Here is a 17515-nt window from a genome sequence, read left to right as displayed (position 1 = left end):
TTCCCGCTATCCTCGCGTATGGGCTTCGGGTGCGGTGCGGGAAAGGTGTGGCCATTGCACTCCGCTTCGCCCGTGGCTGCCGCACGCAAGGATGCCTAGAAGAGGCCGATGAAGATCGGACGCGTCGTCCCCGCAGGTGGGCCGTTCCGGCCCGCGCTCATCTCCCTGAGCCTGTGTGTTGCGCTCCTGTCCGCCGCCCCGGCGGCGGCCGACATCGTGATCGGCGTGGCGGTTCCGCGCTCGGGGCCCTACGTGGCGGTCGGGGAGCAGGTGCTGCGCGGGGTCGAGGCCGCGGCCCGGGACGCGAACGCCATGGGCGGCCTCGACGGCCAGCCCGTGACCCTCGACGTCCAGGACGACGCCTGCGACTCGAACACCGCGACGGCGGTGGCCAACCATTTCGTGCGCTCCGACGTGCGCCTCGTCGTGGGCCATGTCTGCTCCAACGCCTCGATCGCGGCCTCCGACATCTACGCCCAGAACGGCGTCGTGATGATCACCGCCGCCTCGGTGGCGGCGCGGCTCACCGACCGGGGATTGCCGACCGTCTTCCGCGTCTGCGGGCGCGATGACGACCAGGCCCGGCTGTCGGCAGCCGTCCTGGCCGAGCGCTTTCGGGACCGGAAGATCGCGCTGATCCAGGACCCGACCCCGGCATCCCGCACCCTCGCGGCCGCCACCAAGGACAATCTCAACCGCATCGGCGTCAATGAGGCGCTGTCGCTGTCCTTCTCCCCCAGCGACGCCGACGATGCCGCCTTGGCGGATCGCCTCAAGGCTGCGGGGATCGAGGTGGTCTATTACGGCGGCGATGCCACCGAGATGGGCCGCTTGGTGAAGGTTGCCGCCGACCGAGGCTTTCGCCCGCAATGGTTCGGCACCTCAGCGATCGCCACGCCGGACTTCGCCAAGATCGCCGGGCCGGCCAGCAACGGCGTGCTGATGACCTTCTACCTCGACCCGAGCCGGCAGCCCGCCGCGGCGAGCGTGGTGAAGGCGTTCAAGGCTGAGGGCGTCGAGCCGACCGGCTCGACGATCTACGGCTACGCGGCCATGCAGGCGCTGGTCGCGGCCGGCAACTTCGCCCATTCCGCCGCGCCGCGGGCCGTCGCCCAGGCCCTCCACACGGAGCGCTTCGACCTCGTGCTCGGGACGGTTGGCTTCGACGCCAAGGGCGACGTCACCGCGCAGGGCTACGTGCTCTACGTCTGGAAGGACGGAAGCTTCACGCCGGCCGGGAAGTGACGGCCCGCGGGAGGCTCTTTTCGCGCCCTAGCCGCCCGCGGCATCGACCTCCGCGCCGCGGCCCAGGCCGCGCAGCAGGTCGGCGAGGTGCGGTCGCACCCGCAGCTGCAGGGCGTGAAGCTGCCGGACCGCTTCGCTGAGCTGCCCGCCCCGGTTCAGCATCGCGTCGGCGAAGCCGATCATCCGGGCATTGGGCCAGGCGGGCTCGCGCAGGGCGTGCAGGCGCGCCACCAGCGCCTCGGCGGACGTCTCGGCCTCGGCCTGCGCGAACACCATCAGCAGCGCCGCCGTCGAGCGCGACAGGCCGTAATGGCAATGCACCAGGAGATGGGCGGCACCGTCGAGCTGCCGTCCGAAGTCGAGGATGGCCGCGACGTGCTCGGGCTGCGGCGGCACGAGGCCCTCGCCGGGGCCGAGGCAATCGTGGAAGCGCAGGGTCGTCCGGGCATGGAGGCCGTAGCCCGCGAACGCCTCGGGTTCCGGCGTGCCGGGATCGAGCAGGGACAGGACATGGCTGACGCCGCGCGCGCTGTGGCCCGCCAGCTCCTCCAGGCCGCAGACGGTGTGCAGGGTGACGGCGGGCTCTGATTGCATTCGCGGCGCGTAGCACGGGCGGATGCCCGTTTCGAGCCGGGACGGAACTGGCCCCGGCGCCCGCGACTTTCGAGAACCGGCGCGGACGTGCTACCTGCGGCCGCCGATCCCGCGCCGGCCGGATCGGAGTTGCTCGAACGAGATGCCGTTGGACGAGACTTACATCGCGCACCCCCCCACGGCCGGGACGCGGCGCCGGACGGTGTTGACCGCCGGCCTCGGCGCGGCCGCCGCGATCGCCGGGCCGTTGGCGGCTCCCGCCCGCGCGGAGGGCGCACCCGAACTGCGCTGGCGTCTGTCCTCGGCTTACGCGAAGAGTCTCGACATCTTGTTCGGCGCGCCCGAGGCGCTCAGCCGGATCGTGGCCGAGGCCACGGATGGGCGCTTCCAGATCCAGGTGCAGGGCCCGGGCGAGCCGGTGCCCGCGGACGGATTGCTGGACGCCGTGGCGGCGGGCACCGTCGAGATGGGCCACGGCCCCGCGACGCTGGGCATGGCCAAGGACCCGACCTTCGCGCTCGCCACCGCGATCCCGTTCGGCCTCAACGCGCGGGGCGCCGCCGCCTGGTGGCAGGCGGGAGGCGCCGCCGAACTCTTCGGCGAGGTCTTCGCGAAGGCCGGCTTGGTCTGTCTGCCCGGCGGCAATACCGGTGCCCAGATGGGCGGCTGGTTCCGGCGCGAGATCAAGAGCCTCGCCGACCTCCAGGGCCTTAAGTTCCGGATCGGCGGCATGGGCGGGCAGGTGCTGGCCAAGTTCGGGGTCCAGCCGCAGGCGGTGCCGGGTCCCGAGATCTACGCCGCCCTGGAGAGCAAGAAGCTCGATGCCGCCGAGTGGATCGGCCCCTACGACGACGAGCGGCTCGGCCTGCAGAAGGTCGCACCGGTCTATCACTATCCCGGCTTCTGGGAGGGCGGCGCGATGCTGCACTTCTGGTTCAACGCCGAGAAGTGGAAGGCGCTGCCGAAGGCTTATCAGGCTGTCCTCCGGATGGCCGCCGCCGAGGTCGGTGCCGATGTTCAGGCCAAGTACGACGCGCGCAACCCCCAGGCTTTGCGCCGGCTCGTCGCCGCGGGGGCGCAGCTCCGCCCCTTCCCCCAGGAGGTGATGGAAGCCGCTCTCAAGAACGCCAACGACGTCTACGGCGAGATCGCCGCCAAGAACCCCGATTTCCGTCGGGTCTACGAGGCGATGCGCACCTTCCGCAACGAGGAGTACCTCTGGTTCCAGGTGGCGGAGTATACCTACGACAATTTCATGATCCGGGCCCGGGCGCGGGGATAGCGTCTGGCCGGGCAACGGCGAGCGGGGGAGGGCAGAATGGCCGGAGCGCTGAAGGTCGGGTTGGTGCTGCTCGGGGCCGCGCTGCCCCTCCAGGCGCAGGCGCAATCGTCCGCCAACCTGACGGCCCTGCGCGGGCTCGTCCCGGTGGCGCGGCTGCAGACCGCGCCGGACGGCCGGGCGGCGCTCGACGCGAATCTACGCGTCACCGGCGACATCCAGACCGGCGATCTCAAGCAGCCGATCCTCCTGCCGTTCCCCGAGCAGCAGCAGCTCGCCCTGCGGGACTGCTTCATCACCGACGGCAACGCCGCGAACCTCGCCGACGGTCTCGGCACGACGCTCGCCCAGGCCTATCACGCCAAGGCGACCTACAGCGACTACAAGACCTTCACGAGCATCGCCCCGGCGGTCGCCAACCTGATCGGCTACACCAACAACGTGAGCAAGTCGGATTCGAATTCCGGCAAGTACTTCTTCGCCAACGCCACCACCAACGGCAAGCATGCGGTCTCGGCCGAGGCCGCCGCGATCCTGGCGGACGGCGCCGTGACCGACGTGTTCGGAAAAGCCTACGACCGGCCCGCCGGCAGCCCCGGTGCCGACCGCTACGGCAATTCGCGGCCGTTCCAGACCCTGCCGCGCCTCCGGGCCTATCGCGGCAAGGACTATTTCGGCGATCCCTCCCACAGCCTCGACTGGCTGCGCGGGCCCTCGCAGGACCTCGTCGACAGCCCGTCCTACCCGAGCGGCCACACCACCTACGGCTATACCGAGTCCATGCTGCTCGCGCTCCTCGTGCCGGAGCGCTACCAGCAGATGGTCGCGCGCGCGGCCGAGTACGGCAACGACCGGATCATCGTCGGCGCCCATTACGCGATGGACGTGCTCGGCGGGCGGGCAACCTCGCTCCACGCCCTGGCTCACCTGCTGGCCAACGATCCGGCCTATGTCGGCCAGATCCGGAAGAACCCGGCCGTGCTCGACAAGGCCAGTGCCGAGGCCGACAAGACGGTGGGCGTGACCGATTACCGGGCGCTCCTGACGGAGGCCCGGGCGGCCATGACCGCGGCGCTGAAGGCCGGCTGCGGCGACACGGTGGCGGCCTGTGCCGCGAAGGATGACAGCCGGTTCAAGGATCCGGCCGCCAACGCGGCGTTCTACGCGGCGACCCAGACCTACGGCCTGCCCGTGGTGCATCCGGAGATCGCCGGCCGCCGGGAAGACGTGGCCAAGGTCGCCCCGGAGGCGGGCCACCTGCTCACCGCGGCCTTCCCGTCGCTGACGCTCGACGAGGCCAACGCCATCCTCACCGAGACGCAGGGACCGGGCGGCGGCTTCCTCGACGACGGCTCGGAGTTCGGCGTCTACTCCCGCCTCGACCTCTACACGGCGGCCGGCAAGGCCGCGGCGCTGGCGGCGAGCCGCGGCGGGTCGAGCGCGACGCGCTGAGGGAGACGCCGACTGCGTCGCGCCGTCAGCGCAACACCCCCTCCGCCAGGGCGCGCTGGATGCCGCGCACGTCCGTACCCTTCTTCAGGGTACGCTCGATCGGCTGCGGCGTACCTGACACCCAGATCTTGAGTTCGGCATCGAGATCGAACGTGCCGGCCGTCTCGACCGAGAAGCGCACGATGGCCCGGTAGGGCACGGACAGGAACTCGACCTTGCTGCCCGTGACACCCTGCACGTTGATCAGGATAACGCGGCGCTCGGTGAACACGAACACGTCCCGGATGATTTTGAAGGCGAGGCGGGCCGTCTCGCCTTCGATCAGGATTCCCTCGAGCCTGCGCTCGAGGGAGGCGGCATCGACCGCGCTGCCGTGGCCCAGCAATCCATCAAGTAGACCCATGATCCCGCCGCTGCGTCATGCCTGTCGACCTACGATAGCACCCACCCGAGGCGAAGACTCCACCGATACGGGCCGGCGGGAGCGCCGCGAGGCTCAGGCACGGCGCCCCGCTCTCACGGCGACCCGTCGCGCTCACGGCGTGCGCTTGCGCAGCACGAAGTCCCCGAGCGCCAGGAACTTCTGGGCCCGCTTGCCGGTGTCGACCTCGGTGGTGAACACGTTGCCCTTCGAATCGACCGCGAGGTTGTGGACCCAGTGGAACTGGCCCGCCATGCGCCCGTTCCGGCCGAAGGCCCCGACCACCTCGCCGGTGGCCCGCGACAGGGTCCGGACCTCGTTGTTGGCCCCGTCGGCGTTGAGCAGGTAAGTCTCGTCGGCGTCCGGCCACAGGGCCAGCTCCCAGACCGAGCCGTTCGCCCGGGTGTTCTTCTCGACGAAGAACTCCTTCACGAAGGTCCCGTCCTTCTTGAACACCTGGATGCGGTCGTTCGTCCGGTCGCACACATAGACCAGCCCATCCTGGGCGATCCGCACGCAGTGGACCGGGTTGGCGAATTGCTGCGACGGCGCCGCCGCCGGGTCGTAGGGGCCGAGCTTGTCGTCGGTCGGCGGCTTCCCGTAGGCGCCCCACATCCGTTTGAACGCGCCCGTATCGCGGTCGAAGACGATGATGCGGTGGTTGTAATAGCCGTCCGCGACGTAGACCTCGTTCGCCGCCATGTCGAAGTCGACATTGGCGGGCTTGCCCAGGCGGCTGGTGTCGCGGCTGTCGGTCTGCGGGCCGGACTTGCCGATCTGCAGGACGAACTTGCCGTCGGGCGTGAATTTCAGGAGCTGCCCGTCTTGGTCGCCGTTGCCGGCGATCCAGACGAAACCCTGGCCGTCGATCTGGATCCCGTGCTCGTTGGTCGGCCAGTCGTAGCCCGCGCTCGGGCCGCCCCAGCTCCGCAGAAGGTTGCCGGCCTGGTCAAATTCCAGCACCGACGGAGCCGGCTTGCAGCACTTGGTGCGCGGCGGATCGAGGCTCGCGGCCTTCTCGTCATCGGTGAGCGTCCGGGGCCGCTGGACCACCCAGACATGGTCCTGCGCGTCCACGGCGACGCCGGCCGCCTGACCCATGATCCAGTCATTCGGCAGCGGCTTCGGCCAGGATGGGTCGACCTGAAAGCGCGGTGCGTCCGCAGCAGGCGCCGGGCCGGCGAGGGCGAGCAGGCAGGCGAATGCCGGCAGCGCGGCGAAAATCCTCATGGCGTATCCTCAACCGCGCCTGTTTCGGCGCTCGCGGCCAGCATGGCGCCCGGCGCAGGCGGGATCCAGCCACACGGGGGGCGCTCCGATGACAAAGGGCGCCGGATCAGGGGCCTAAAAAGAAAAAAGGCCACTCCCGAAGGAGCGGCCCGAAGTCTAGGGAGGAAACGCCCAAGAAGGGCTGCGGAAGGGCGACGCCATCGCTCTCCCGCGCTGCACAATCTGCGCTGATGGGCGAAAATTACAAGGGGATCAGGACAGCAGGGCTGTCCTTTTGTGCGTCTGCACACGCGTGCGCGGACGGCTGTGTTGAAAATGTCGCATGCGGTGCATCGCGGCCGAAGTCTGAATTTTCGCGGACCAGGGCGACGGAAGATCCCATAAGGTCCTGATCAGGCGCGGTTTTGTCGGATCACGCGGCGCGCCGCCCCACGGTTCGACTGCGTCTTCTCATCTCGGAGCCGCCGAGAGACGAATTCGCCCTGCGCTCTAGCTCTCCGGCCAAGTCTTCCGTGGGACGGCTGAAGCAAGGGTCAGGGTGCGCATGGCGATTCAGGGTGAACGGATCCGGGTCCTCAACGATGTCGAGCCGCGCGGAGACGGGGATTACGTCCTGTACCTCCTGCAGCAGGCCAATCGGGCCCAGTTCAACCCGGCCCTGGAATTTGCCATCAAGGAGGCGAACCGGCTGAACCTGCCGGTTGTCGCCTGCTTCGGTCTGCTCGATGGCGCTAGCGGCTTCCCCGAAGCCAATGCCCGGCACTACGCGTTTCTGCTTCAGGGGCTCGCGGACGCGAAGGCGGGTCTTGAGACGCGCGGGATCGGCTTCGTGATGCGCAAGGCCTCACCCGCAAAGGTGGCGATTGACCTGTCCGCGGACGCGGCGCTGCTCGTTCTCGACCGCGGCTATCTCGCCATCCAGAAGGGCTGGTACCGGGAGATCGCCGCGGCCGTCACGACGCGGATCGTTCAGGTCGAGGGCGACGTGGTCGTGCCCGTCGAGACGGCCTCGAAGAAGCATGAATATGCCGCGCGGACGCTGCGGCCGAAGCTCAACCGGCTCTGGGACCCATTCATCGCGGAGCTGACGCCGCGCAAGCTGAAGCGCAAGGCGGAGGGCCTCAAGCTCGAGACCGAGATCGACGTCTCCGATCCGGAAGCGGTGCTCGCCGGCATGAGCCTCGACCGGGTGGTCGGGCCGGTGAAGCGCTTCACCGGCGGCGAGACGCAGGCCCGCAAGCGGCTCAAGGCGTTCCTGAAGGACGGGTTCGCGGGCTACGGGGCCGGGCGCAACATGCCGGAGGCCGCCGCCGCCTCGCACATGAGTCCGTACCTGCATTTCGGCCAGATCTCGCCGGTGGAGATCGCCCTGGCGGTGCGGGAGGCCAAAATCGGCGATGACGACGACCACAGCGCCTATCTGGAGGAGCTGATCGTCCGGCGCGAGCTCGCCATGAACCACGTCTTCTACACGGAGGGGTACGACGATTACGACAGGGCAGTGCCGGATTGGGCGCGCAAGACCCTAGCGGAACACGCCGAGGATGCCCGCCCGCACACCTATTCGGAGGACCAGCTCGCGGCCGGCGAGACCCATGATCTGTACTGGAACGCGGCGATGCGCGAGATGCGCGAGACCGGCTACATGCACAACCAGTTGCGGATGTACTGGGGCAAGAAGATCCTCGACTGGTCGCCTTCGCCCAAGGAGGCCTTCGCGCGCACGCTCCGGCTCAACAACCGCTACTTCCTCGACGGACGCGATCCGAACTCCTTCACCAACGTCGCCTGGGTGTTCGGCCTCCACGATCGCCCGTGGCAGACGCGCAAGGTCTTCGGCACCGTCCGCTATCAGAGCGAGAACTCGCTCAAGAAGTTCGACGCCAAGGCCTATGTGAAGGCCGTCGAGGCGCTCTGTGCGGCGGAGGCGGACGGGTAGGGCGGGCCTGGCGCCGATCGGGCCCGAGGCTCCGACTTTCGGCGCGCCGGGTCAGGCTGCAGCGGTCGGCGCCACAGCCGATCTGAACATGCGCGCAGCCCGGATCGGTGCGGTGTCGCGCGGCCTATGCGCCGTCGCGCGCCCGTCCGTGCCGGACCTCGCGGATCCGGACGGGGCCAATCCTTGCCGATTGCGGTATAGCGTTCGCTCCGGCAGTGCGGGTGCAGAGCTCAGACAGGATCGAGATGCGGGACGAGGCGCAGGAGACGATGGACGCCCCGCTCCCGAAGCGTTCGCGCTACCGCCGCTCGATCATGCGGCTGCGCTCAGCCTCGATGGAGGCCTATCCGCTCTGGCGCGGCCGGCTGCTGTTCCTGGCCGGCGGCATCGGCGTCGGCCTCGCCGCCGTGCTGATGGCCAAGGGCGCGGATCTCGCGCAGGACGGATCCCGGCGTCTGATTGCGATCTCGCCGCTGATCGCCCTGGTGCTCACGCCGGCGGGGTTCGCGCTCGCGGCGCTGCTCGCCCGTACGGTCTTCCCAAACTCGCAGGGCTCAGGCATCCCGCAGGTGATCGCCGCCCGCCACGCTCGCGATGCGGGCTTCCGCTACGCCCTGATCTCGCCGCGGGTCGCCTTCGGCAAGGTGATGGTCCTATTCCTGGGACTGCTCTGCGGCGCCTCGGCCGGCCGCGAGGGGCCGACCGTGCAGGTCGGCGCCGCGATCATGGCCGCCTTCGGGCGCCTGACGCCGGAGCGGCTGCCGGGGCTGCTGCTCGCCGGCGGCGCGGCGGGCGTGGCGGCGGCCTTCAACACGCCGCTCGCCGGAATCGTGTTCGGGATCGAGGAACTGGGCCGGGCCTACGAGGCGCGCTCGTCCGGGCTGATCGTCGCCGGGATCGTGGCCGCGGGCCTGACCTCCCTCTGGCTCCTGGGGAACTACACCTATTTCGGAACGACCCAGGCGGAGCTGCCGCTGGCCGCGGGCTGGATCGTGCCTCTGATCGCCGCCTTGGGGGGCCTCGCGGGCGGCGTGTTCAGCCGCCTCGTGATCCTGTTCGCCCGCGGGCTGCCCGGCGCCGCCGGGCGGCTGGTCCGGGGCCGGCCGGTCCTGTTCGCGGCGGCCTGCGGCCTGTGCGTCGCCCTGTGCGGGCTCGCCTCGGGCGGTACCGCCTACGGCACCGGCTACGAGGAGGCCCGGGCGATCCTCCACGGCGACGCCGCGGCCGGCTGGAGCTACGCGCCGCTGAAATTCGCCGCCACCGTGCTCAGCTCGATCAGCGGCATCCCAGGCGGCCTGTTCGCGCCGTCCCTGGCGGTCGGGGCCGGGATCGGCGGCACGGTCCACGGCCTGCTGCCGGACATGCCGGTGGGGGCGCTCGTGCTGATCGGGATGGTGGCTTACCTCACCGGGGTGCTCCAGGCGCCGATCACGAGCTTCGTCATCGTCACCGAGATGACCCAGAACCACTCGATGATGATCCCCCTGATGGTGGCGGCGCTGATCGCCGACGCCGCCTCCAAGGCGGTCTGCCGCGGCGGGCTCTATCACACCCTGGCGGAGATCATGCTGGAGCGCGCCGACGTCCCAGCGCAGCCGGTGACCAAGACCGCCTGACCGATCTTGAGAATAAAAGCGGACCGGGCCAGATTCGGCGGAACGGTCTCGCTTGGCGCCGGTTGAGGCAGGAATTGTCAGCCCGCCCTGCGGGCCAAGCCGGAGTGACGCCATGACCCTTCTGAAGTGGGCCCTCATCTGCTTCGTGATCTCGCTGATCGCGGGCGGTCTCGGATTCACCGGCATCGCCTCGGGCGCGGGCTCGCTGGCGCGGATCCTGTTCGGGCTGTTCCTGCTGATCGCCATCGTGATCGTCGTGATCGCCTTCGCGGTCGGCCAGGCGGTGTTCTGAGGCCGGCGCGATGCGCGACCAGGTCTGCCTCGTCACCGGGGCGACCAACGGCATCGGCTACGAGACCGCCCTCGGGCTCGCGCGCCACGGCGCGCGGGTCGCGATCGTCGGCCGGGATGCGGAGAAGGCGCAGGCCTGCGCCGCGCGGATCCGCGCCGTCGCGCCCGGCGCGGCGGTCGACGCGCATGTCGCGGACCTGTCCGCCCAGGCCGAGATCCGGCGCCTCGCCGGCGTGCTACGGGGCGCCTATCCGCGCCTCGACGTGCTGGTGAACAATGCCGGTGCGATCTTCGACCGGCGCACGCTCACCGTCGACGGCATCGAGCGCACCTGGGCCCTGGATCACCTGGGCTACGTGCTGCTGACCCTCGAACTGCTCGACACCCTCAAGGCCTCGGTGGCGGCCGGCGGGAAGCCGCGGATCGTCAACGTCGCCTCGGCGGCCCATTACCGGGGCCATATCGACTTCGACGACATCGAGGGCGCCCGGCGCTACGGGGCGATGCGGGCCTACGCCCAGGCGAAGCTCGGCAACGTCCTGTTCACCTACGCCCTGGCCCGGCGCCTCGGCGGCAGCGGCATCACCGTCAACGCCCTGCATCCGGGCGTGATCAACACCGGCTTCGCCCGGAACACCGGCGGCCTGTTCGGTACCGCGTGGTCGCTGATGCGCCCGTTCCTGTCGAGCCCCGACAAGGGCGCCGAAACCTCGCTCCACGTCGCGACTGCCCCCGAACTCGACGGCGTCACCGGCCGCTACTTCTCGCATCGGCGGCCGAAGCCATCCTCGGCCGAGAGCCGCGACGAGGCCGTGCAGGAGCGGGTCTGGGCACTTAGCCTCCGACAGGTCGGCCGCAGCGCCTGATCTGACGAACGCGGTTCAGAGATCGGCCGCTTTCAGATCCGTCTCGGAGAAATCGCGCCCCTTGAAGAGCATCGGCGCACCGCTTGCTACAGCGCAGGCATAGGACAGGCAGTCGCCGAAGTTGAGTTGGGCCGGATGGCCGCGGCCCTTTCCGTACGTGGCAAAGGCTTCGACGGCCCGGCGGGCGACGGCATCGGTGATCGGGATGACGGCGATCTCGGCCGCCGCGAGAAAGCCGTCGTACAGGTCGTGCGCCTCAGTGACCTCAAGGCCGAGGATGCGCGCGAGATTGATCGTCGCCTCCAGGCGGACATGCGCCCCGGTCTCACGGGTTCTGGCGTTCTCAAGCTGCGCGAGGAGGGTGCCGGCCTCGGGCTCATCCGCCAGGATTGCCACGATGGCGGATGTCTCGACGAACATCACGCACCCCAGAGGTCGTCGCGTTCGGCCTTGGTCAGCGGAGCTTGCGGCGTCTTCGTCGCCCCCGACAGGGCCTTCGCGCGAAGCGCGCGGACGCGCTCGGCCAAGGGGACAACCGCGTCCGCGCGCCGGATCTCGTTCTGCAATGCGAGCCGGATGGCGGCCGTGAGGTTGGGCGCGCCGCTCCTCCGCATGACCATCTCGGCGAGGGTGCGAACCTCCTCATCCCGGATGCTCAGCATGAGGGCGCCTCCACCATTAGTACGCCTGTATGGACGCCTCTGTATCATCTGTCCATACAGCGTCCGGTAGTAGGACCAAGCCTACCGAGCGCGCGGCGTCTGTTAAGCCGCCGCCCGGACCCCGTGCTCGCCCTGCTGCTGGATCTCGATGAACACTCGGGTGACGTCCGGGCTGCGCTGCTTCAGCGCCCGGTCGAGGCGGGTCACGAGGCTCTCGACCTCGCCGGCGCTCAGGTCGTCGGCCATGTCGATGCTGAGATTGACCAGGATGTCGGATGGACCAAGGTGTTGGGTCAGCACCTCGTTGACGTGGAGCACGCCCGGCTCGGCCCGCGCCAGATCGCCGATCGCCGCCACGATCTCGGGATCGGCCGCCTCGCCGATCAGCAGGCCGTGGGTCTCGATCATCAGGAATCCGGCCATGCCGACGAGCACGAGCCCGATTCCCACCGAGGCCCAGCCGTCGAGGCTCGGCATCTCCAGGATGTGGGACAGGCCGACGCCGGCCAGCGCGATCAGGAGGCCGATCAGCGCGGCGGCGTCCTCGGCCAGCACCGTGAACAGGGTCGGATCCTTGCTGCGCCGGATCGCCCGCACCGCCGAGTGCTTGCCCTTCTCGGCCCAGAACTGGCGCATCGCCACGAAGAACGACGTCCCCTCGGCTGCGATGGAGAAGCCCAGGATCGCGACGTTCACCCAGATCCCCGGCAGCCGGTATCCGAGGATCTCGGCATCCACGTCGGGCTCCGGATGGCGGATCCGCGCGATGCCCTCGTAGATCGCGAACAGGCCGCCGCCGAGGAAGATCATCAGGGCGACCACGAAGGCGTAGAAGTAGATCTCACGCCCGTAGCCGAATGGGTGGCGTTCGTCGGCGGGCCGCTCGGCCCGCTTCATGCCGACGAGCAGCAGCACCTGATTGGCCGTGTCGACCACCGAATGCACACCCTCGGCGATCATCGCGGTCGAGCCGGTCAGCGCCCCGCCGACGAACTTCGCCGCCGCGATGGCGAGGTTGGCGCCGGCCGCCGCGTAGATCGCCCCCGTGCTCTCATGCGCCATCCGGTACCCTCCTGCACTCCATCACGCGCGGCAGCAGCCGCGGCGGTGCAAGCGTTCCCGCGCGCGACCGGTTCCCGTGTGGACGCGGACCGACACCCCGTGCAACCTGCGCCCGTTCAAGAATGCCCGGAGGCAGCATGGCCGACGCCCGCTACGATCCCGACAACATCTTCGCCAAGATCCTGCGGGGCGAGATCCCGTGCCATCGCGTCTATGAGGACGCGCACACGCTGGCCTTCATGGACGTGATGCCCCAGGGCGAGGGCCACACCCTGGTGATCCCGAAGGCCCCGGCCCGGGGCCTGCTCGACGCCGAGCCCGAGTCGCTGAGCGCCCTGATGACGAGCGTCCAGACGGTCGCCCGCGCCGTGAAGGCAGCCTTCCAGGCCGAGGGCCTGACGCTGTTCCAGTTCAACGAGCCGGCCGGCGGCCAGACCGTGTTCCACCTGCACGTCCACATCATCCCGCGGCGCGAGGGTGTGACGTTGAAGCGGCACGAGGGCGGGATGGCCGACAACGCAATCCTGGCCGAGCACGCCGCGCGGATCCGCGCGGCGCTCGAAGGGCAGGGCTGACGCTCAGGCGGCGCTCACCGAGTCACCGGATTGGGCCATGCTGGCGAGCAGCCGACGCAGGGCGGCGTTCTCAGTCTCCAACTCGCTGACGCGCTTCAGCAGCATCGCCAGAGCGGCCTCGGTCGACGCCGGATCGGGCGCGGGCGCCGAACCGGCGGTCCGGGCCGGCTCCTCGAACGTGACGCCGATGCCGTCCTCCCGGCGCCAGCGCAGGGTCGCCCGGTATGTGCGGTCCTTCTGCGGGATGTAGAGGTCGAACGCCTCCGGGAGCGTCGTCGCGTCGCTCATGACGAGGCGCGCGCCGGAGGAGGACATGTCCCGCACGAGGCAGTCGAAGCTCGACGACCCGTTGTTGAAGACGATGCGGCCCTTGAGGAAGACCCTCTGCCGCGTCTCTTTGCGATGCTCGGACATGCGGCCGGCTCCGAAGTGCTGACGATGCTCCGGATCCTGCCTGCCAGCCCTTAAGGAATCTTGGTCAGGATACTGGAGTCGCGGCCCGTTTGAGCGGCCGGATGTTGATGGATCGACCGAGGCCGGGGGTGCATCCCGGCTACGCCCGCAGGCCGTCCGGCTCGATCGCGCGGGTCTGGACGGCGCGCAGCAGCGCGATCACGAGACCGAAAATCGTCAGCACGTCGCAGGTCAGGCCGAAGACCGAGCCGACCAGCAGGTTGTGGCCGCCCCAGCACAGCGAGGCACCGAGGAAAAGGAGGCGCATGGGCTGCGGCGCCGCGTTCAGCCGCGCGGCCGTCGCGAGCAGCGTGCCGACGGCCGCGCAGGCCGACGGCCAGCCGTTCCACGTGGCCACCGTCAGGCAGGCCGCCACGAGGGTGCTCGCCGCGAAGAGCGGCGGGACCCAGCCGCTCCGGCCCGGCATGCCCAAGCACCGCAGGGAGACGAGGCTCTGCATCACCGAGATGGCGCACATCGCCGTGCCCGTCAGCGCGCCGAGCGTCAGGTAATGGGCGCCGAAGCAGGCGGCACAGGCCGCCGACGCCAGGAGGATCCGATCCCGGCGCGGCATGACGCCAGCGATGAAGCCGAGAGATAGACCGAGTGATCCGAACAGATCGAGGTGCGCCGCGGCCGAAGCGTACCAGGAATACAAAACATCGACGGCGTTCATTGTCAGCGCCCAAGCGGCGCGGGGGCGCCGTTTCTGTCGGATGCGCTAGGTTCGCATGGTAATCAGCTGGTTAACGCCAGCCCGCCCCCGCCCGCATGGTCACGCGAGCGTGTCCGCCGCGCCGCAATCGTGAGCGAAGCCGGCTTCACGCCCGGTCTTCCCGGGGCGCCGGAGGCGAGCCCGGGAGCGAGCTCCGCAGATCAAATCATACGTCAAGCTGACAAGTATTAGCCGTGTAATCGGGCTATAAGGTCGGACTTAACATAAATCAATCTGGGAATGCGGTTCGTCGCCTGGGGAACAATGCCTGCCAAGTCCGGTTTTCCGGGCATTGAACTCGGGACGACATCTCGGCCGATCGGGCCGCGATGGGTGCGACCGTGCGCGATACCGGTGGTCTGACCCAGCTCTCACATGCAGCTTCCGACGAATGACGACCATCATCCGGTTGCCGAGCGCTTCCGGGACTTCATCCAGCATGTGCCGTTCCCCTGCGTGGGCGCCAAATCCGCCCTCTCGCGGGGCCAGATGAAGATCGTGGTCGCCCGCGACATCACCTCCGGCTGGGACGACACCCGCATCTATCCGGCGCTCCTGGCCTTCATCTGCCGCTACCGCGCGCAGCCGAACCTGTTCCAGAGCTTCGTGGTGCTGTTCGAGGGCCCCCGCACCCTCTCGGAGGAGGCGTTCGAGGCGGCGCTCTGGCAGCGGGTGCAGTCGCTCTCCGACAAGGACCAGTGCCTCGGCCAGGGCTACGACCCGCGGGTCGCCTCGGACCCGGAGGATCCGCACTTCTCGCTGAGCCTGGGCGGCGAGGGCTTCTTCCTGGTCGGGCTGCATCCGGGGGCGAGCCGCCGCGCCCGGCGCTTCGAGACGCCGGCCCTCGTGTTCAACCTCCACGACCAGTTCGAGCGCCTGCGCGCGGAGGGGCGCTACGAGCGCCTGCGCGCCTCGATCGTCGACCGCGACGCCGCCTGGACCGGTTCGGTCAACCCCATGCTCGCCCAGCATGGCGAGCGCTCGGCGGCCCGGCAGTTCAGCGGGCGCGCGGTCCCCGACGACTGGGCCTGCCCGTTCCGGCGCGGGGCCGCCGCGGCGCCCTGGGACGCGCAGCAGGTGGCCGAGGATCTCTCGAACGGCGCCTTCGTGGCGCGCCAGATGGACAGCTGAAGGGCCGCCCGATGACGCAATCCGAACCGTTTCCCCAGAACGAGGAAGCTGTGCTGGCTCTGGCGCGCGCCGTGCGCGACACCGGCTACACCTTCACGACGGTGACCCCCGCGACCCACGCCCACGTCAACGCCCGGCCGCGCAATGCCGAGGCGAAGAGCCTGCGCGACGTGTTCGGCTGGAGCCGTCCGTTCCGCGCCGACCTGCTGCCCGAGCCGATCCTGCGGCTGATGCGGGAGGCCGGCGCCGTGGTCGAGGACGGCCCGCTTCTGCGGCCCACGATCCGGTTCTCCAGCCTCGACGACGAGCTGTTCGCCCATTCCTCGTACCCGCCCAGCGCCGCCGACGCGGTTTTCTTCGGGCCCGACACGATGCGCTTCGCCGGCGCGGTGATTGCGCATCTCGAAGGTCGTTCGGGGCCGGTGCGCCGCGCGGTCGATCTCGGCTGCGGCTCGGGCGCCGCCGGAATCTGCGTCGCCAAGCGCGCGCCGGGCGCCGAGGTCGTCCTGATCGACATCAACCCGGCCGCCATGCGGGCGGCGCGCGTCAACGCCCGGCTTGCCGGCACGGACGGCGTCGACGTCCGCCGCAGCGACATGCTCCGCGACGTCAAGGGCCAGTTCGACCTGATCGTGTCGAACCCGCCCTTCATGATCGACACCGCGGCACGCGCCTACCGGCACGGCGGCGGTCCGCTCGGCGCTGGGCTGTCGCTCGCTGTGGCCGAGCAGGCGGTCGAGCGGCTGGCGCCCGGCGGCAGCCTCGTCCTGTTCACCGGTGCGGCGATCGTCGAGGGCGAGGATCCGTTCCGCGACGCCGTGACGACGCTGTGCGACCGCGCCGGCCTCGACCGGAGCTATCGCGAGTTCGACCCCGACGAGTATGGTGAGGAACTGGCGAATGCCGTCTACGACGAGGTCGAGCGGCTCGCGCTGGTCATCCTTACGGTCACGCGCCGGTGATGCCGCGATGAACGACGAGTTTCTCCGGGATGCCCTCGTGGGCCTGACGGCCGGGCCGAAGACGCTGCCGGGGAAGTTCCTCTGGGACGAGACCGGTTCCGACCTGTTCGACCGGATCTGCCACAAGGCCGACTACTACCCGACCGCGCAGGAGACGGCGCTCCTGCCCCAGGTCGCGGCCGACGTGGCGCGCGCGGTGGCGCCGGGCGTGACGGTGGTCGAGTTCGGCAGCGGCGCGAGCCGCAAGATCCGCACGCTCCTCGACGCCCTGGACAGCCCGTCCGGCTACGTGGCCATCGACATCTCGGGCGCGTATCTCGAAGCGGCGATCCGGCGGCTGGCGCCGGATTACCCGGGCATCGCCATGGTGCCGGTCTGCGCCGACTACTCGAAGCCGGTGCAGCTCCCGGTCTCGGCAGGGCCGGGCGGGATCCTCGGCTTCTACCCGGGCACCAGCATCGGCAACTTCGACCCGCGCGACGCCGGCCTGTTCCTGGAACGGGCGCGCGCGACACTGGGCCCGAGCCTGTTCCTGGTCGGTGCCGACGGCACGACCGATCCCGCGCGCCTCGAGCGCGCCTATGGCGGCGCCGACGGGCTGATGGCCGCCTTCCACCGCAACATCCTCACCCGTCTCAATCGCGAGTGCGGCGCTGATTTCGACATCGACAATTTCCGGCACGAGGTCCGGCTCCTGCCCGAGCCGTTCCGCGTGGAGGCGCATCTGGTGGCGATCCGGCCAGCCATCTACCGGCTGGGCGACCGGAGCATCGCGTTCGCCGCCTCCGAGAGCATCCGGACGGATACGTCGCACAAATACACGGCGGACGCGTTCCAGGCCGTGGCGAGAGCGAGCGGGTGGCAGCCCCGCGCGCTCTGGCAGGCGGACGGGGGCAGCTTCAACCTGCACCTGCTGCAGGCGGAGGCCTGATCCGGGTTCCGATCAAGGTCCCCGAGTGACGGATCCCTTTGTCATTGCGAGCGCAGCGAAGCGAACCAGGGCAGCGCGACACGCAGCGTCG

Annotated in this window: 19 protein-coding genes; 11 read left to right on the top strand and 8 right to left on the bottom strand. The window is 69.8% G+C overall.

The genetic code is table 11. From position 1 onward, the window contains the following. Positions 1 to 108: 108 nt before the first annotated feature. Positions 109 to 1245, top strand: coding sequence for a branched-chain amino acid ABC transporter substrate-binding protein (locus AC3WSN_RS19790; protein WP_492540225.1), 1137 nt, complete (start codon positions 109 to 111; stop codon positions 1243 to 1245). Between the two features lie 27 nt (positions 1246 to 1272). Here AC3WSN_RS19790 and AC3WSN_RS19785 read toward each other — a convergent pair whose 3' ends face one another. Then, positions 1273 to 1839 (bottom strand): tyrosine phosphatase family protein, encoded by a 567-nt coding sequence (locus AC3WSN_RS19785; RefSeq protein WP_492540223.1) that lies wholly within the window; start codon positions 1837 to 1839, stop codon positions 1273 to 1275. Positions 1840 to 1981: 142 nt separating this feature from the next. On the opposite strand from AC3WSN_RS19785, the gene AC3WSN_RS19780 reads away from it, so the two are divergent. Together AC3WSN_RS19780 and AC3WSN_RS19775 are read left to right on the top strand one after the other, a co-directional pair. Further along, positions 1982 to 3121 carry a TRAP transporter substrate-binding protein gene (locus AC3WSN_RS19780; RefSeq protein WP_238199849.1) on the top strand — a complete coding sequence of 380 codons (1140 nt, stop codon included), beginning with the start codon at positions 1982 to 1984 and terminating at the stop codon, positions 3119 to 3121. Between the two features lie 36 nt (positions 3122 to 3157). Then, the gene (locus AC3WSN_RS19775; RefSeq protein ID WP_492540221.1) at positions 3158 to 4570 is read left to right on the top strand and encodes a phosphatase PAP2 family protein; all 1413 of its coding nucleotides are present in this window, start codon (positions 3158 to 3160) and stop codon (positions 4568 to 4570) included. A 25-nt stretch (positions 4571 to 4595) separates the two neighbouring features. On the opposite strand, the gene AC3WSN_RS19770 is transcribed toward AC3WSN_RS19775, so the two are convergent. Together AC3WSN_RS19770 and AC3WSN_RS19765 are read right to left on the bottom strand one after the other, a co-directional pair. Beyond that, positions 4596 to 4973, bottom strand: a complete 378-nt coding sequence (locus AC3WSN_RS19770; RefSeq protein ID WP_238199853.1) for a PH domain-containing protein — start codon at positions 4971 to 4973, stop codon at positions 4596 to 4598. A 132-nt stretch (positions 4974 to 5105) separates the two neighbouring features. Beyond that, positions 5106 to 6221 (bottom strand): NHL repeat-containing protein, encoded by a 1116-nt coding sequence (locus AC3WSN_RS19765; protein ID WP_238199854.1) that lies wholly within the window; start codon positions 6219 to 6221, stop codon positions 5106 to 5108. 544 nt (positions 6222 to 6765) lie between these two features. On the opposite strand from AC3WSN_RS19765, the gene AC3WSN_RS19760 reads away from it, so the two are divergent. The 4 genes from AC3WSN_RS19760 to AC3WSN_RS19745 all read left to right on the top strand — a co-directional run bounded on the left by AC3WSN_RS19760 (position 6766) and on the right by AC3WSN_RS19745 (position 10933). Beyond that, the gene (locus tag AC3WSN_RS19760) at positions 6766 to 8160 is read left to right on the top strand and encodes a deoxyribodipyrimidine photo-lyase (protein ID WP_492540218.1); all 1395 of its coding nucleotides are present in this window, start codon (positions 6766 to 6768) and stop codon (positions 8158 to 8160) included. A 245-nt stretch (positions 8161 to 8405) separates the two neighbouring features. Beyond that, the gene (locus AC3WSN_RS19755) at positions 8406 to 9776 is read left to right on the top strand and encodes a chloride channel protein (RefSeq protein WP_492540216.1); all 1371 of its coding nucleotides are present in this window, start codon (positions 8406 to 8408) and stop codon (positions 9774 to 9776) included. A gap of 112 nt (positions 9777 to 9888) precedes the next feature. Continuing rightward, positions 9889 to 10068 carry a DUF1328 domain-containing protein gene (locus AC3WSN_RS19750; protein WP_010685332.1) on the top strand — a complete coding sequence of 60 codons (180 nt, stop codon included), beginning with the start codon at positions 9889 to 9891 and terminating at the stop codon, positions 10066 to 10068. A 10-nt stretch (positions 10069 to 10078) separates the two neighbouring features. Beyond that, positions 10079 to 10933 carry an SDR family oxidoreductase gene (locus AC3WSN_RS19745; protein ID WP_492540213.1) on the top strand — a complete coding sequence of 285 codons (855 nt, stop codon included), beginning with the start codon at positions 10079 to 10081 and terminating at the stop codon, positions 10931 to 10933. A gap of 15 nt (positions 10934 to 10948) precedes the next feature. Here the strand turns inward: AC3WSN_RS19745 and AC3WSN_RS19740 are convergent, their stop codons facing one another. The 3 genes from AC3WSN_RS19740 to AC3WSN_RS19730 form a co-directional block, all read right to left on the bottom strand. Then, positions 10949 to 11353 (bottom strand): type II toxin-antitoxin system VapC family toxin, encoded by a 405-nt coding sequence (locus tag AC3WSN_RS19740; protein WP_492543181.1) that lies wholly within the window; start codon positions 11351 to 11353, stop codon positions 10949 to 10951. Continuing rightward, entirely contained in the window at positions 11353 to 11595 is a 243-nt protein-coding gene (locus AC3WSN_RS19735; protein WP_492540211.1) for a type II toxin-antitoxin system VapB family antitoxin, read from the bottom strand. Before AC3WSN_RS19735 ends, AC3WSN_RS19740 begins: the two co-directional genes overlap by 1 nt. A 102-nt stretch (positions 11596 to 11697) precedes the next feature. Beyond that, positions 11698 to 12657, bottom strand: coding sequence for a cation diffusion facilitator family transporter (locus AC3WSN_RS19730; protein ID WP_192709798.1), 960 nt, complete (start codon positions 12655 to 12657; stop codon positions 11698 to 11700). A 137-nt stretch (positions 12658 to 12794) separates the two neighbouring features. Here AC3WSN_RS19730 and AC3WSN_RS19725 point away from each other — a divergent pair, with 137 nt between their 5' ends. Then, positions 12795 to 13232: an HIT family protein gene (locus tag AC3WSN_RS19725; protein ID WP_192709799.1), complete on the top strand. Its 438-nt coding sequence runs from the start codon at positions 12795 to 12797 to the stop codon at positions 13230 to 13232. A 3-nt stretch (positions 13233 to 13235) separates the two neighbouring features. On the opposite strand, the gene AC3WSN_RS19720 is transcribed toward AC3WSN_RS19725, so the two are convergent. Both AC3WSN_RS19720 and AC3WSN_RS19715 read right to left on the bottom strand, forming a co-directional pair. Continuing rightward, on the bottom strand, positions 13236 to 13646 hold the full coding sequence (locus AC3WSN_RS19720; RefSeq protein ID WP_192709800.1) for a PilZ domain-containing protein: 411 nt from the start codon (positions 13644 to 13646) through the stop codon (positions 13236 to 13238). A gap of 139 nt (positions 13647 to 13785) precedes the next feature. After that, complete coding sequence (locus AC3WSN_RS19715; RefSeq protein WP_192709801.1) at positions 13786 to 14361, bottom strand: YgjV family protein; 576 nt, start codon at positions 14359 to 14361, stop codon at positions 13786 to 13788. Between the two features lie 414 nt (positions 14362 to 14775). On the opposite strand from AC3WSN_RS19715, the gene gntA reads away from it, so the two are divergent. From gntA to egtD, 3 genes are read left to right on the top strand one after another with little or no spacing between them, the layout of a single operon-like run. Beyond that, complete coding sequence (gntA, locus tag AC3WSN_RS19710; RefSeq protein ID WP_492540208.1) at positions 14776 to 15531, top strand: guanitoxin biosynthesis heme-dependent pre-guanitoxin N-hydroxylase GntA; 756 nt, start codon at positions 14776 to 14778, stop codon at positions 15529 to 15531. A gap of 11 nt (positions 15532 to 15542) precedes the next feature. Further along, positions 15543 to 16493: a methyltransferase gene (locus AC3WSN_RS19705; RefSeq protein ID WP_492540206.1), complete on the top strand. Its 951-nt coding sequence runs from the start codon at positions 15543 to 15545 to the stop codon at positions 16491 to 16493. 7 nt (positions 16494 to 16500) lie between these two features. Continuing rightward, positions 16501 to 17424 (top strand): L-histidine N(alpha)-methyltransferase, encoded by a 924-nt coding sequence (gene egtD / locus AC3WSN_RS19700; protein WP_492540204.1) that lies wholly within the window; start codon positions 16501 to 16503, stop codon positions 17422 to 17424. The last annotated feature ends 91 nt before the right edge of the window (positions 17425 to 17515 follow it).

Source organism: Methylobacterium sp. FW102-HT35C08, assembly GCF_058790235.1.
Note: the sequence above shows the minus strand (reverse complement) of the source record. Positions and strands in the feature narration are given on the sequence as shown.

Bases quoted from the DNA above. Each gene is read 5' to 3' on its own strand.
- AC3WSN_RS19790 (WP_492540225.1), top strand. From the start codon at position 109: ATGAAGATCGGACGCGTCGTCCCCGCAGGTGGGCCGTTCCGGCCCGCG.
- AC3WSN_RS19785 (WP_492540223.1), bottom strand. From the start codon at position 1,839: ATGCAATCAGAGCCCGCCGTCACCCTGCACACCGTCTGCGGCCTGGAG.
- AC3WSN_RS19780 (WP_238199849.1), top strand. From the start codon at position 1,982: ATGCCGTTGGACGAGACTTACATCGCGCACCCCCCCACGGCCGGGACG.
- AC3WSN_RS19775 (WP_492540221.1), top strand. From the start codon at position 3,158: ATGGCCGGAGCGCTGAAGGTCGGGTTGGTGCTGCTCGGGGCCGCGCTG.
- AC3WSN_RS19770 (WP_238199853.1), bottom strand. From the start codon at position 4,973: ATGGGTCTACTTGATGGATTGCTGGGCCACGGCAGCGCGGTCGATGCC.
- AC3WSN_RS19765 (WP_238199854.1), bottom strand. From the start codon at position 6,221: ATGAGGATTTTCGCCGCGCTGCCGGCATTCGCCTGCCTGCTCGCCCTC.
- AC3WSN_RS19760 (WP_492540218.1), top strand. From the start codon at position 6,766: ATGGCGATTCAGGGTGAACGGATCCGGGTCCTCAACGATGTCGAGCCG.
- AC3WSN_RS19755 (WP_492540216.1), top strand. From the start codon at position 8,406: ATGCGGGACGAGGCGCAGGAGACGATGGACGCCCCGCTCCCGAAGCGT.
- AC3WSN_RS19750 (WP_010685332.1), top strand. From the start codon at position 9,889: ATGACCCTTCTGAAGTGGGCCCTCATCTGCTTCGTGATCTCGCTGATC.
- AC3WSN_RS19745 (WP_492540213.1), top strand. From the start codon at position 10,079: ATGCGCGACCAGGTCTGCCTCGTCACCGGGGCGACCAACGGCATCGGC.
- AC3WSN_RS19740 (WP_492543181.1), bottom strand. From the start codon at position 11,353: ATGTTCGTCGAGACATCCGCCATCGTGGCAATCCTGGCGGATGAGCCC.
- AC3WSN_RS19735 (WP_492540211.1), bottom strand. From the start codon at position 11,595: ATGCTGAGCATCCGGGATGAGGAGGTTCGCACCCTCGCCGAGATGGTC.
- AC3WSN_RS19730 (WP_192709798.1), bottom strand. From the start codon at position 12,657: ATGGCGCATGAGAGCACGGGGGCGATCTACGCGGCGGCCGGCGCCAAC.
- AC3WSN_RS19725 (WP_192709799.1), top strand. From the start codon at position 12,795: ATGGCCGACGCCCGCTACGATCCCGACAACATCTTCGCCAAGATCCTG.
- AC3WSN_RS19720 (WP_192709800.1), bottom strand. From the start codon at position 13,646: ATGTCCGAGCATCGCAAAGAGACGCGGCAGAGGGTCTTCCTCAAGGGC.
- AC3WSN_RS19715 (WP_192709801.1), bottom strand. From the start codon at position 14,361: ATGAACGCCGTCGATGTTTTGTATTCCTGGTACGCTTCGGCCGCGGCG.
- gntA (WP_492540208.1), top strand. From the start codon at position 14,776: ATGCAGCTTCCGACGAATGACGACCATCATCCGGTTGCCGAGCGCTTC.
- AC3WSN_RS19705 (WP_492540206.1), top strand. From the start codon at position 15,543: ATGACGCAATCCGAACCGTTTCCCCAGAACGAGGAAGCTGTGCTGGCT.
- egtD (WP_492540204.1), top strand. From the start codon at position 16,501: ATGAACGACGAGTTTCTCCGGGATGCCCTCGTGGGCCTGACGGCCGGG.